The organism is Phytobacter sp. V91, from assembly GCF_965644225.1.
GTDB lineage: Bacteria > Pseudomonadota > Gammaproteobacteria > Enterobacterales > Enterobacteriaceae > CBFFRJ01.
The window spans coordinates 1-12474 of sequence record NZ_CBFFRJ010000141.1 but is presented as its reverse complement, the minus strand read 5'-3'; the positions used below and the strand labels follow the sequence as shown (position 1 = coordinate 12474).

Annotated in this window: 13 protein-coding genes; 6 read left to right on the top strand and 7 right to left on the bottom strand. The window is 53.9% G+C overall.

Annotated features, from left to right (window positions below; genetic code table 11):
- Window positions 1–186: 186 nt before the first annotated feature.
- Both glpX and fpr read left to right on the top strand, forming a co-directional pair.
- Window positions 187–1197 carry a class II fructose-bisphosphatase gene (gene glpX / locus ACSZO4_RS21580; protein WP_437891113.1) on the top strand — a complete coding sequence of 337 codons (1011 nt, stop codon included), beginning with the start codon at window positions 187–189 and terminating at the stop codon, window positions 1195–1197.
- 96 nt (window positions 1198–1293) lie between these two features.
- Entirely contained in the window at window positions 1294–2040 is a 747-nt protein-coding gene (fpr, locus tag ACSZO4_RS21575) for a ferredoxin--NADP(+) reductase (RefSeq protein WP_437891112.1), read from the top strand.
- On the opposite strand, the gene ACSZO4_RS21570 is transcribed toward fpr, so the two are convergent.
- Entirely contained in the window at window positions 2041–2460 is a 420-nt protein-coding gene (locus ACSZO4_RS21570; protein WP_437891111.1) for a DUF805 domain-containing protein, read from the bottom strand. It lies immediately after the preceding gene.
- 113 nt (window positions 2461–2573) lie between these two features.
- On the opposite strand from ACSZO4_RS21570, the gene ACSZO4_RS21565 reads away from it, so the two are divergent.
- Both ACSZO4_RS21565 and tpiA read left to right on the top strand, forming a co-directional pair.
- Window positions 2574–3161 carry a DUF1454 family protein gene (locus ACSZO4_RS21565; protein WP_437891110.1) on the top strand — a complete coding sequence of 196 codons (588 nt, stop codon included), beginning with the start codon at window positions 2574–2576 and terminating at the stop codon, window positions 3159–3161.
- A gap of 107 nt (window positions 3162–3268) precedes the next feature.
- On the top strand, window positions 3269–4033 hold the full coding sequence (gene tpiA, locus ACSZO4_RS21560; protein WP_437891109.1) for a triose-phosphate isomerase: 765 nt from the start codon (window positions 3269–3271) through the stop codon (window positions 4031–4033).
- 50 nt (window positions 4034–4083) lie between these two features.
- On the opposite strand, the gene ACSZO4_RS21555 is transcribed toward tpiA, so the two are convergent.
- From ACSZO4_RS21555 to cpxP, 6 genes are all read right to left on the bottom strand, one after another.
- Complete coding sequence (locus tag ACSZO4_RS21555) at window positions 4084–5388, bottom strand: SLC13 family permease (RefSeq protein WP_437891108.1); 1305 nt, start codon at window positions 5386–5388, stop codon at window positions 4084–4086.
- A 73-nt stretch (window positions 5389–5461) separates the two neighbouring features.
- Window positions 5462–6217, bottom strand: coding sequence for a CDP-diacylglycerol diphosphatase (gene cdh, locus ACSZO4_RS21550; RefSeq protein WP_437891107.1), 756 nt, complete (start codon window positions 6215–6217; stop codon window positions 5462–5464).
- A gap of 103 nt (window positions 6218–6320) precedes the next feature.
- Window positions 6321–7310: a sulfate ABC transporter substrate-binding protein gene (locus ACSZO4_RS21545; RefSeq protein ID WP_437891106.1), complete on the bottom strand. Its 990-nt coding sequence runs from the start codon at window positions 7308–7310 to the stop codon at window positions 6321–6323.
- Between the two features lie 147 nt (window positions 7311–7457).
- On the bottom strand, window positions 7458–8420 hold the full coding sequence (pfkA, locus tag ACSZO4_RS21540) for a 6-phosphofructokinase (RefSeq protein WP_437891105.1): 963 nt from the start codon (window positions 8418–8420) through the stop codon (window positions 7458–7460).
- A 200-nt stretch (window positions 8421–8620) separates the two neighbouring features.
- On the bottom strand, window positions 8621–9505 hold the full coding sequence (fieF, locus tag ACSZO4_RS21535; RefSeq protein WP_437891104.1) for a CDF family cation-efflux transporter FieF: 885 nt from the start codon (window positions 9503–9505) through the stop codon (window positions 8621–8623).
- A gap of 147 nt (window positions 9506–9652) precedes the next feature.
- Window positions 9653–10156 carry a cell-envelope stress modulator CpxP gene (cpxP, locus tag ACSZO4_RS21530; protein WP_437891114.1) on the bottom strand — a complete coding sequence of 168 codons (504 nt, stop codon included), beginning with the start codon at window positions 10154–10156 and terminating at the stop codon, window positions 9653–9655.
- A 150-nt stretch (window positions 10157–10306) separates the two neighbouring features.
- Between cpxP and cpxR the strand changes: the two genes are divergently transcribed.
- Together cpxR and cpxA are read left to right on the top strand one after the other, a co-directional pair.
- Window positions 10307–11005: an envelope stress response regulator transcription factor CpxR gene (cpxR, locus tag ACSZO4_RS21525; protein ID WP_437891103.1), complete on the top strand. Its 699-nt coding sequence runs from the start codon at window positions 10307–10309 to the stop codon at window positions 11003–11005.
- Window positions 11002–12375, top strand: coding sequence for an envelope stress sensor histidine kinase CpxA (cpxA, locus tag ACSZO4_RS21520; RefSeq protein WP_437891102.1), 1374 nt, complete (start codon window positions 11002–11004; stop codon window positions 12373–12375). The genes cpxR and cpxA overlap by 4 nt, the downstream gene beginning before the upstream one ends.
- The last annotated feature ends 99 nt before the right edge of the window (window positions 12376–12474 follow it).

Sequence of the window (12474 nt, the reverse complement as noted above, 5' to 3'; positions counted from 1 at the left end):
ATACTGAAAATGTTAGGGAAAGAATACAGTAATATGGTCATGGATGACTGACCATATTACTGGGGATCACTCAGCCCTGGGGGAGCAGGCCAGGGTGAGGGGCTCAGACCGCACCGCCCCCAACCGCACTACACTCCCCTCCCTGTGTTAAACTTCGTGCAATTTCTTTGACTTCACGAGTATGCAATGAGACGAGAACTTGCCATTGAATTTTCCCGCGTGACGGAAGCCGCAGCCCTGGCAGGCTACAAGTGGCTGGGTCGCGGCGACAAAAATATCGCCGACGGCGCAGCGGTTCACGCGATGCGCATTATGCTAAATCAGGTCAATATCGACGGAACTATTGTGATTGGCGAAGGGGAGATTGATGAAGCCCCAATGCTCTTCATCGGTGAAAAAGTCGGTACCGGCAAAGGCGATGCGGTAGATATTGCCGTCGATCCCATTGAAGGAACGCGGATGACCGCCATGGGCCAGGCCAATGCGCTGGCGGTAATGGCGGTGGGCGATCAGGGCTGCTTCCTGAACGCACCGGACATGTATATGGAAAAGTTGATTGTCGGGCCGGGCGCAAAAGGGGCTATCGACCTCAACCTGCCGCTGACCGATAACCTGCGCAATGTGGCGGCAGCGCTGGGTAAACCGCTCTCTGAGCTGACAGTGACCATTCTGGCGAAACCACGTCACGATGCGACTATCGCAGAAATGCAAAAGCTCGGCGTACGCGTATTTGCTATTCCTGACGGCGACGTTGCCGCCTCCATTCTGACCTGCATGCCGGACAGTGAAGTTGACGTGCTGTACGGTATTGGCGGCGCGCCGGAAGGTGTGGTCTCGGCGGCAGTGATCCGCGCACTGGATGGCGATATGAACGGTCGCCTACTGGCACGTCATGACGTCAAAGGCGACACTGAAGAGAACCGTCGTATCGGTGAAAATGAGCTGGCGCGTTGCCAGGCCATGGGCATTGAAGCAGGCAAAGTTTTACGCCTCGACGACATGGCGCGCAGCGATAATGTGATTTTCTCGGCAACCGGGATCACCAAAGGCGACCTGCTGGACGGCATCAGCCGCAAAGGCAATATCGCCACTACCGAGACCCTGCTGATCCGTGGCAAATCACGCACCATCCGCCGCATTCAGTCGATTCACTATCTGGATCGTAAAGATCCGGACGTGCAAACGCATATTCTGTAAGTGTATTTATCAGGGAGAGCTTTCTGGCTTACGCGGGCTGGAAATCCTCTCCGTTCACGACGAAGATAAGGCAATGATTCTGAAAAGGAGAAAATCATGGCCGACTGGGTGAGTGGAAAAGTCGTCAAAGTCGAGTTCTGGACCGATGCATTGTTCAGCCTGACCGTTCATGCCCCTGTTCTTCCTTTCACTGCCGGGCAGTTTGCCAAGCTGGGCCTCGAAATCGATGGCGAGCGGGTACAGCGCGCCTATTCCCACGTCAATGCCCCCGGCAATCCCGACCTTGAGTTCTATCTTGTTACCGTCCCTGAAGGCAAACTCAGCCCACGCCTCGCCGCGCTGCAACCTGGCGATGAGGTCCTGATCGTTAGCGAAGCCGCCGGATTCTTTGTGCTTGAAGAGGTGCCGGACTGCGACACGCTGTGGATGCTGGCAACCGGGACGGCGATCGGCCCCTATTTGTCGATTTTGCAGGAGGGCAAAGATCTTGAACGTTTCAACAATCTGGTGCTGGTGCACGCAGTTCGTTACGCCGCAGATCTGAGCTACCTGCCGTTAATGCAGGAACTCCAGCAACGCTACGCAGGCAAACTGCGCATTCAGACGGTGGTCAGTCGGGAAAGTGTTTCTGATTCGCTTACCGGACGCGTACCGGCACTGATAGAAAGCGGTGCACTGGAGGCGGCGGTGGGTCTGCCAATGACCACCGACACCAGCCACGTGATGCTGTGCGGCAATCCGCAAATGGTACGCGACACCCAGCAGTTGCTGAAGGAGACCCGGCAGATGAGCAAACACTTACGCCGCCGACCAGGCCATATGACCGCTGAGCACTACTGGTAATCAGCGGTACTTTACATCCTGAGTGTCTTTGCCAAATTTGTTTTCGCCCTGGGTGCCGACAAATGCGCCCAGGTCAATGAACATCATCACCATAATCAGCACTGGAATAAAGCGTCCTACCGCCCATTGCAAGGAGCCATTGAGCATATCCCAGTTCCCGGCTAGCAGCATCCATGCAAGCACCAACAGCAGCGCCCATGGGCCAGATTTACCGCGATCGTGCAGACGTTTCACAATCACACAGGCCGTCGGCCATAACAGACAAACCAGCATGAATGCTGCACTCTGGCTGGCAAGCAGGTTGAAATCCACCGCATAAAACAGCGCCGCCATCGCCGCCACCCAGATGACCATCCACAGCCAAAAATCGCGGCGACCAATGCGCCCTTTAATTGAGAATAACCACTGCTGAATACCCATGTAAGGTTCCTTATTATCGTACTGTTGCGTAGTTTACCCTGGCGGCGCGAGTTTTTGACAAGCCCGGCGGTTATCGTTTTAATCGTCAACAGAGTGAAATGAGGAGGATGTGGATGAGAACCTGGTGGCTTCTGCTGACGGCATTGTTGGTCTGCCTGCCTGCACTTGCAGTCGATGCGCCATCTGTAGCGACAGCACCCTATCTCTTACCTGGTGCGCCTACATTTGAGCAATCCATTAGTCAGTTCAGAGAGAAGTTCAATGAAGACAATCCTGAGCTGGCATTAAACGAATTTCGCGCCATTGAGTCTGGTGCCGACACGGCGCGCCTGACGCGCGCGGCAACAAAAATTAACGATAATCTGTATGCATCGACAGCGCTCGAGCGCGGCACGCTTAAAATTAAATCCATGCAGATTACCTGGCTTACGGCGAGAGGGCCGGAGCAGAAAGCGGCAAAAGCCAGAGCACAGGAGTATATGGCTGCGGTGATCAGGGCATTTTCACCCAGCCTCAGCAAGGCGCAAAGTCTGCAAAAATTGCAAAGATTGCTGAACAGCGGAAAAAACAAAGTCTGGTATGCCGAAACCGAAGGCGCAATTCGCTATGTTGTAGTGGACGACGGCGAAAAGGGGCTGACCTTCGCAGTTGAACCGATTAAGCTGACGCTATCCGAAAGCCTCGAAGGCGACAATAAATGACAAAAAGCAAAGCCTTTCAGAGGACGAATCTCTATACTGTTTCACAGACCAGGCTGCCCTGAGGGGTAGCTAAATTCCTTAATTCGCTTCGTGCGTGGAGAGTAAAAATGCGACATCCTTTGGTGATGGGTAACTGGAAACTGAACGGCAGCCGCCACATGGTAAACGAACTGGTAGCTAACCTGCGTAAAGAACTGGCAGGCGTGACCGGTTGTGGCGTAGCGATTGCACCACCAGATTTGTACCTCGATCTGGCTCAACACGCCGCTGCGGGCAGCCACATTATCCTCGGCGCGCAGAACGTAGACGTTAACCTGTCTGGCGCATTCACCGGTGAAACTTCCGCAGAAATGCTGAAAGATCTCGGCGCGAAATACATCATCATCGGCCACTCTGAGCGTCGTACTTACCACAAAGAATCCGACGAGTTTATTGCGAAGAAATTCGCCGTGCTGAAAGAACAGGGTCTGATCCCGGTTCTGTGCATCGGTGAAACTGAAGCTGAAAACGAAGCAGGCAAAACGGAAGAAGTCTGCGCTCGTCAGATTGACGCAGTGCTGAAAACTCAGGGCGCTGCTGCATTCGAAGGTGTGGTTATTGCTTACGAACCAGTATGGGCTATCGGTACCGGCAAATCGGCTACCCCGGCTCAGGCTCAGGCGGTACACAAATTTATCCGTGACCATATTGCGAAAGCAGACGCGAAAGTCGCTGAGCAGGTGATCATTCAGTACGGCGGTTCTGTTAACGCCTCTAACGCAGCTGAACTCTTCACCCAGCCGGACATCGATGGCGCGCTGGTTGGCGGTGCATCCCTGAAAGCGGATGCTTTCGCGGTGATCGTTAAAGCAGCAGAAGCGGCTAAAGCGTAATTGGCTTGCCTTCCCTCTCCCACGGGAGAGGGAATCCGATCGCTCCAGACCTACAATTTCCCCAGCACGCTAAACCACGCATAATCCAGCGGCAGCAGTACCAGATAAGTTGCTACCGCCAGCGCAAAACATAGCAGCATTCCCGACCGGGCAGGTACCTTGCCCAGAGCCATTGCCACCACTATCGGCGATGCTTGATACGGCAGCAACGGCGTGGAGTAACCCAACACCTGGATCATAATCACCGACAGCAGCGGAAAACCGGTGGCATCCGAGAAGCTCTGCGCCAGAGTGGTGAAAAGCGCCGGTACGCCGTTGGCGGTCATGATGAAATTCAGCGCCGTGGTGATGCCCGTCAACGCAAGGAAGCTGGTGAACGGCTTGTTTGCATCCAGTGGCATCACGTGCAGTAAGGCCTCGCCCACCGCCGCACCAATCCCCGTCTGGGTGACGGTGATCGCCAGCCCAAGAATACCGGCCACGTAAATACAGGTGCGGATGTTCACACCAATCGAGATCTCTTCGCCATTGATAAAGCCGATGCGGGGTAGCAGCGTAATGCAGGCCGCCACCAGTCCCGTCCAGGCAGGGCCAATGCCGTGCAGGCTCTCTGTCACCCACATCGTCAATACCACCGCCAGTAACCACGCCAGCCGTTTCTCTGCCCTGCTCATGGGCTCTGCCGGGGCCATCTCTTTGGGCGCGTGGGGCTGGCCCGGGAAAAGCCAGCAAATCAGGGCAATCAGAATCAGCCCCTTGAGTATCCCGAGCACCGGCGTATGCAACAGCAGATAGGGCACATAATTGAGATGGATACCGTAAGAGCCTTCAGCCGCCCCGCTCATTACCAGATTGGGCACGTTGGCGGGCAGGATCGTTGCCGACAGCTGGAAGGTGCCAAACCCCACCGCCAGCGCCAGCCCATACCAGGCGCGAGTGCCTTCGTTAATGCCGGCACGTGCCGCCATCGCCGCCACAATAGGCATCAACAGGGCAATACGTCCCATATTTGAGGGCATAACAAAGGCCAGCGCATAGCTGAGCAGAACCACACTTGCCACCATCAACAGCCATGAGTCGGTGAGCTTTGTCGATAATGCCCGCGCCGCCCTGTCCGCCAGCCCCGTCTTACGGATCGCCACGCCCAGCACAAAGCCGCTGAACACCAGCCAGAATGCAGAAGAGGCAAAGCCGCCGAAAATCACGTCCGGTGGGGCAATTTTGGCAATCATTGCGGCAGTGAAGAACAGCAGCGCGGTAATAAACTCCGGCAATAACGAGGTCGCCCAGAGCACGATCGTGATACCTACAATCACACAAGGAAGGAACAGAGGGTGAGTAAACCAGAGCGACATACCTGTCTCCTGTAGAATTTTTCAGCAAGTCTACGGTGACAGGCTTGCCTGGTAAACGCCAAATATGGTGGGGTTAATTAAGGATATCGCATTGATGATCCTGGATTTCCTCAGCAAATGCACGGTTAAAGGTGAGCAGATCCCGTGCCGTTGCCAGCAAAACAAAGGAGCCATCAGCCTGCTGTACCATCGCCAGTGAATATCGTCCCATATGCGCGCGGGCATCCGGCACTTCTTCCGCCAGCATTATAAAGGGGCTGCGCTGGACCAGCTCCGCATCCGTTACGCGACGCGCCAGATAACGATGCCCCAACAGCCCGTCGGGGAATGGCAACCACTGGCTGCTGATTCGGGCCGCTTGCTGGTCAAGCTTCAGGCGTACATCGGGGCGCAGACAGGAGATATGAATATGCAGGTGATTCTGGGTACGCCCGGTGCGCGAATTGATCGTCAGCGAAATGGCGCTGTCCGGCAGTGCGCGCCCTCGCGTTTCCCCCATCACACCACGCGCCTGACATGCCTGCCAGAAAAAGTTGGGAGTCTGCGGCTGCAACAACAATGGGCTTTCCATGCCGTTGATACGGTACGTTGGCATCAGCAGATATTGCAGTGGGCCATGACGGTCTTTCAGCAGGGCATAACCGCCGTTAAGATTGACCTGCGCACAGGGGGTCGGTGGTTGGTTATCCTGTTTGCGGGGTAAACATTCCCCCATGACAATCTGGCGAAGCTGGTCCCTGTCGCTACTGTTCCACCAGTATGCGCCTGCCGCCAGGGCCAATAGCAGCAACATCACCAGCGCGATGGTGGCGCGATGCACAATCTTCATCGGACGTCCTCATTCCTGAAAGAACATGAAGCATAGCGCAGCAGGGAGACAAAAGAAGGGGGAGAGGAAAACAAAAACGGCCCCGTGAAGGGCCGCCTGGGGATTAGCGTTTGCTGATTTCGTCGAAGGTGCCGCCGTTGGAGAAGTGCTCTTTCTGCGCTTTCGTCCAGCCGCCAAAGACATCGTCAATGGTAAACAGCTTCAGTTTCGGGAACTCGCTTGCGTATTTCGCCGCGACCTCTTTATCACGCGGACGATAGTAATTCTTCGCCGCAATCTCTTGTCCTTGCGGTGAGTAGAGATATTTCAGGTAGGCTTCGGCAACCTGCTGAGTGCCCTTCTTCGCGACCACTTTATCGACGACAGAGACGGTCGGCTCTGCGAGGATGGATTCACTCGGAGTGACGATTTCAAACTTGTCTTTACCCAACTCGTTGGTCGCCAGCAGGGCTTCGTTTTCCCAGGCAATCAGCACATCGCCAATGCCGCGTTCAACGAAGGTATTGGTTGAACCACGTGCGCCGGAGTCCAGCACTTCAACGTTTTTAAACAGCGCTTTTACGAATTCCTGCGCTTTGGCCTGATCGCCGCCATTCTGGTGCAGGGCATAGCCCCATGCAGCCAGATAGTTCCAGCGAGCGCCGCCGGAGCTTTTCGGGTTTGGTGTAATCACGGACACGCCCGGTTTGATTAAATCATTCCAGTCATGAATTTGTTTCGGGTTGCCCTTACGCACCAGGAAAACGATGGTGGAGGTGTAAGGTGCGGAGTTATCCGGCAGACGTTTGATCCAGTTTTTGTCGATGCTGCCGCGCTCAGCGATAGCGTCAACATCATAAGCCAGCGCCAGGGTCACAACATCGGCGTCAATGCCGTTGATCACCGAGGTCGCCTGTTTGCCTGAGCCGCCGTGTGACTGGCGGATCACGACGTTATCGCCGGTTTCCTGTTTCCAGTGTGCGCTGAACGCTTTGTTGTACTGCTCGTACAACTCACGCGTTGGATCGTACGACACATTTAATAACTGAATATCCTTTGCCAGAATGCTGCCGGATGCCAGCAACAACGTTAGCCCCACGCCCCATTTGTTCATCGCCCACTCTCTCTGGTTATGTATTTTGATGAGTTCAGCGTGCCAGAAATTCGACCAATGATTAAAGAATAAAAAAAGATTGGCTATAACTTTGGGGAATATTAGAGGGTAAAGAAACGCCCTCGAAGCAGAGGGCGTTCAGAAGGATCAGTAGAGTTTCTTCGCGCAGTCCAGCCAGTCGCCTTTGAACGGACGCTTCATGTTCTCGATGGCATCAATGATGTCATGGTGAACCATTTTCTCGTTCTGAATGCCGACGCAACGACCGCCCTGCCCCTGCAACAGCAGCTCAATGGCATATGCGCCCATGCGGGAGGCCAGAATACGATCGTAAGGCACCGGAGAACCGCCGCGCTGAATGTGGCCCAGGACAGTCGCACGGGTTTCACGCTGGGTTTCGGTTTCGATGTATTTCGCCAGCTCGTCGATATCGCAGATGTGCTCGGTGATCGCCACAATCGCGTGTTTCTTACCTTTGGCAATACCAGCTTTGATTTCAGCGACCAGATCTTCGCGGCTGAACTCCACTTCCGGAATAACGATGAACTCACAGCCACCGGCAATCGCCGCCGCCAGGGTCAGGTCGCCACAGTAGCGGCCCATCACTTCAACGATGGAGATACGCTGGTGCGAAGAGGAGGTGTCACGCAGGCGGTCAATCGCTTCAACCACGGTGTGCAGGGCGGTGAAGTAACCGATGGTGTAATCGGTACCGGCAACGTCGTTATCGATAGTGCCCGGCAGGCCGATACACGGGAAGCCCATTTCAGTCAGGCGTTTGGCACCCATATAGGAGCCGTCACCGCCGATAACAACCAGAGCATCAATACCGCGCTTTTTCATGTTCTCAATAGCCACGGCACGAATGTGTTCTTCACGGAATTCAGGGAAGCGTGCGGAACCGAGGAAGGTACCACCACGGTTGATCATGTCTGACACGCTGTAACGATCCAGTTGAATCATGCGGTCTTCATACAGTCCGAGATAACCATCATAGATACCTGCGACTTCAAGACCTTCAGTTAATGCTGCACGGACCACGCCACGAATTGCTGCGTTCATGCCCGGCGCATCACCGCCACTTGTCAACACACCGATTTTTTTAATCATGACTACCTCTGAACTTAGAATGCAAAAATAATGTTCTGTTGGCCAAAACGAGCCCCGTAGGGCAAACGATTATGATGCAAATATTATATCAATCACTATTTGCTGAATTGATTCAGGTCAGACCATATGGCGGTAATTTATACACGAAATGCGGGCCTGACTCTCTTTTTTTACAACGAAATACGACAGCAACAACGCGCTTATCGTCCTTGAGGTGTTAGCGAGCAAGGATCCTGATGAATAATCACATCCGACCCCGGGAAACGCTGCAGAATTGCCTGTTCCACCTGTTCGGCGATGATGTGCGCCTGAACCAGTGGAAGGTTATCATCCATCTCCAGATGAATTTGAATAAACCGTGTTGGACCTGATTGCCTTGTGCGAAGATCGTGAGCGCCGCAGACGCCAGGCCAGGAAGTGACGATGTCGAAAATTTCCTGATGCTCTTCATCCGGCAGGGCTCTGTCCAGCAAGGACTGAACGGCTTCATATCCCATACGTAACGCACTGTATAAAATATAACAACCGATGCCCAAAGCAAACAGGGCATCTGCCCGATGCCAGCCATACCATGACAGCCACAAAGCGACCAAAATTGCACCGTTCATCATAACATCAGACTGATAATGAAGCATATCTGCCCTGACAGCCTGGCTCTGCGTTTTTCGCACCACCCAACGCTGAAAAGTGACAAGGATCACAGTGCTGACTAATGCCACCAGGGTGACAACCATCCCAATGCCGGGCGCATACATGGGTTCAGGATTAGCCAGATGCTGAATACCGGTCAAAAACAGGAACAGGGCCGAGCCGGAAATAAACATGCTTTGCGCCAGGGCGGCGAGTGATTCCGCTTTCCCGTGGCCAAACGCGTGCTCATCATCCGCCGGTTGCAATGAGTAACGCACTACCAGCAGATTTGTCAGCGAGGCGGCAATATCCACCAGCGAATCCACCAGGGCCGCCAGAATACTGACAGAGCCGGTGTACCACCACGCAAAGATTTTAATGACCAATAATGACGACGCCATGATCGTGGCGGCAATCGCTGCCCGGCTGACAAGGCGTCCGTAAGATTCATGCATAGAGGCTCCCACTCTGTTCTGTGGGTAGTATAACGAAAGGCAACTTAACCGGTGGGAAATCAGACGCCTGAATTGCGGGCAAAAAAAAACCCCTCATCATGAGGGGGAAGACAGGGATGGTGTCTATGGCAAGGAAAACAGGGTTCATTACTGGGAACGCTGGGTACTACTGCTACTGAAGAACGTCATCGGTGAACCTTGCTGCATTTGCGCGACTTCGCGCAGTTGGTCCATCCGTTGTTGATGCTTCTGTTTCAAAACCGCTTGCTGCTCAGGCGTTAGCAGGTAATACATCTGGTTGCGGACTTTCGCCATTTCAACCTGACGCATAATCTGTTCCTGCGCCATTTTCTCTGCCTGATTCCGCACAGCGGTTTCATCAAAATTTTCTGCGGTGATGAGGCGATGCATTGCCTCCATTTCGCTAACATTAACAGGGGGCTGGTCGTGCCGTGCCTGCTGCATTAAATCTCGCATCTGTTGGCGCTGATGCTCGGTTAAATGTATGCCGTCAAACATATGGTTCTGACCATTACGCTGCGCGATTCCGTCAGTCGGGTGCCAGTTATCGCCAGTTACGACTTCAGCAGCCTGGCCAATGGTACTAAGCGCCAGTGTTGAGGCCATGACGGCAGCGGTAACTATGCGCATCATTTGCTCCCAAAATACTTTGTGTCGCGAATCAACGAGAATCAGTCTACGATTCAGGCTGCAAACATGCGTCAGGGGGTGTAAAACAACGTAAAGTCATGGATTAGCGACTCTTGATGACGTAATTTCTGCCTCGGAGGTATTTAAACAATGAATAAAATTCTTTTAGTAGATGATGACCGAGAGCTTACATCCCTGTTAAAAGAGCTGCTCGACATGGAAGGTTTTAACGTGCAGGTTGCCCATGATGGGGAGCAGGCGCTCGACCTCCTTGATGACAGCATCGATTTACTTTTGCTCGACGTCATGATGCCGAAGAAAAACGGTATTGATACCCTTAAAGAGCTACGCCAGACACACCAGACACCCGTCATTATGCTGACGGCCCGCGGCAGTGAGTTAGATCGCGTGCTTGGCCTTGAGCTGGGCGCAGATGACTATCTGCCAAAACCCTTTAACGATCGCGAACTGGTCGCGCGTATTCGCGCCATTTTGCGCCGCTCGCACTGGAGCGAACAGCAACAGAACACCGATAACGGTTCTCCGACGCTGGAAGTTGATGGCCTGAGCCTGAATCCAGGTCGTCAGGAAGCCAACTTTGATGGTCTGTCGCTTGAATTAACCGGTACGGAATTCACCCTGCTCTACCTGCTGGCACAGCATCTGGGACAGGTCGTCTCACGCGAGCATTTAAGCCAGGAAGTGCTGGGCAAACGCTTAACACCCTTTGACCGCGCGATTGATATGCATATCTCTAACCTGCGCCGTAAGCTGCCGGATCGTAAAGATGGTCATCCATGGTTTAAAACCTTGCGTGGCCGGGGTTACCTGATGGTATCTGCTTCATGATAGGAAGCCTGACTGCCCGCATCTTCGCCATATTCTGGCTTACGCTGGCGCTGGTATTGATGCTGGTATTAATGGTGCCAAAACTTGATTCACGCCAAATGACGGAACTGCTCGACAGCGAGCAGCGTCAGGGCGTGATGATAGAGCAACATGTCGAAGCTGAACTGGCTAACGATCCGCCCAACGATTTAATGTGGTGGCGCAGGTTGTTTCGCGCTATCGACAAATGGGCACCGCCTGGGCAACGCCTGCTGCTGGTCACCAGCGAAGGCCGCGTGATTGGCGCTGAACGCAATGAAATGCAGATTATCCGCAACTTTATTGGTCAGGCGGATAACTCTGATCACCCGCAGAAGAAGAAATATGGTCGGGTTGAGCTGGTAGGGCCATTTTCCGTCCGTGACGGAGAAGATAATTACCAGCTCTATCTGATCCGTCCTGCCAGCAACTCTCAGTCAGACTTTATCAATCTGTTGTTTGACCGCCCGCTGCTGCTGCTAATCGTCACCATGCTCATCAGTTCCCCCTTACTGCTCTGGCTGGCATGGAGCCTGGCGAAACCCGCGCGTAAGTTGAAAAATGCGGCAGATGAAGTGGCCCAGGGTAATTTGCGACAGCGACCGGAGCTGGAAGCCGGGCCGCAGGAATTTGTCGCCGCCGGCGCCAGCTTTAACCAGATGGTTACCGCACTGGAAAGGATGATGACAGCGCAGCAACGCCTGCTTTCTGATATCTCCCACGAACTGCGAACGCCCCTGACCCGCTTACAGTTGGGTACGGCACTTCTGCGTCGACGTAGCGGCGAGAGCAAAGAGTTGGAGCGCATTGAGACTGAAGCTCAGCGTCTCGACAGCATGATCAATGATCTGCTGGTGATGTCGCGTAATCAGCAAAAAAGCGCGCTGGTCAGTGAAACCGTCAAAGCCAACCAGCTGTGGAATGAGGTGCTCGACAACGCCGCCTTTGAAGCCGAGCAGGTCGGTAAAACGCTGACGGTGAATTTCCCGCCGGGTCCGTGGCCGCTGTACTGCAACCCGAATGCGCTGGAAAGCGCGCTTGAGAATATTGTGCGTAACGCTCTGCGCTATTCACACACCCAAATCGAAGTGAATTTCTCGGTCGACAAAGAAGGCATCACCATCAACGTGGATGACGATGGCCCAGGCGTCAGCGCGGAAGACAGAGAGCAAATTTTCCGTCCCTTCTACCGTACCGACGAAGCGCGCGATCGCGAATCGGGTGGCACCGGCCTGGGGCTGGCTATCGTCGAAACTGCTATTCAACAGCACCGTGGTTGGGTGAAAGCCGACGACAGCCCGCTGGGAGGATTGCGCTTAACGATCTGGCTACCGCTGTACAAACGTTCGTAACAGGCCTCTTTCCCCTCTCAGCAATGATCTGAACCCCGAAACCTGGAATCCCAAACCAGTTTTCGGAGGTTCTTATGAAGTACACATTCGAGATTAAAC

Bases quoted from the DNA above. Each gene is read 5' to 3' on its own strand.
- glpX (WP_437891113.1), top strand. From the start codon at position 187: ATGAGACGAGAACTTGCCATTGAATTTTCCCGCGTGACGGAAGCCGCA.
- fpr (WP_437891112.1), top strand. From the start codon at position 1,294: ATGGCCGACTGGGTGAGTGGAAAAGTCGTCAAAGTCGAGTTCTGGACC.
- ACSZO4_RS21570 (WP_437891111.1), bottom strand. From the start codon at position 2,460: ATGGGTATTCAGCAGTGGTTATTCTCAATTAAAGGGCGCATTGGTCGC.
- ACSZO4_RS21565 (WP_437891110.1), top strand. From the start codon at position 2,574: ATGAGAACCTGGTGGCTTCTGCTGACGGCATTGTTGGTCTGCCTGCCT.
- tpiA (WP_437891109.1), top strand. From the start codon at position 3,269: ATGCGACATCCTTTGGTGATGGGTAACTGGAAACTGAACGGCAGCCGC.
- ACSZO4_RS21555 (WP_437891108.1), bottom strand. From the start codon at position 5,388: ATGTCGCTCTGGTTTACTCACCCTCTGTTCCTTCCTTGTGTGATTGTA.
- cdh (WP_437891107.1), bottom strand. From the start codon at position 6,217: ATGAAGATTGTGCATCGCGCCACCATCGCGCTGGTGATGTTGCTGCTA.
- ACSZO4_RS21545 (WP_437891106.1), bottom strand. From the start codon at position 7,310: ATGAACAAATGGGGCGTGGGGCTAACGTTGTTGCTGGCATCCGGCAGC.
- pfkA (WP_437891105.1), bottom strand. From the start codon at position 8,420: ATGATTAAAAAAATCGGTGTGTTGACAAGTGGCGGTGATGCGCCGGGC.
- fieF (WP_437891104.1), bottom strand. From the start codon at position 9,505: ATGCATGAATCTTACGGACGCCTTGTCAGCCGGGCAGCGATTGCCGCC.
- cpxP (WP_437891114.1), bottom strand. From the start codon at position 10,156: ATGCGCATAGTTACCGCTGCCGTCATGGCCTCAACACTGGCGCTTAGT.
- cpxR (WP_437891103.1), top strand. From the start codon at position 10,307: ATGAATAAAATTCTTTTAGTAGATGATGACCGAGAGCTTACATCCCTG.
- cpxA (WP_437891102.1), top strand. From the start codon at position 11,002: ATGATAGGAAGCCTGACTGCCCGCATCTTCGCCATATTCTGGCTTACG.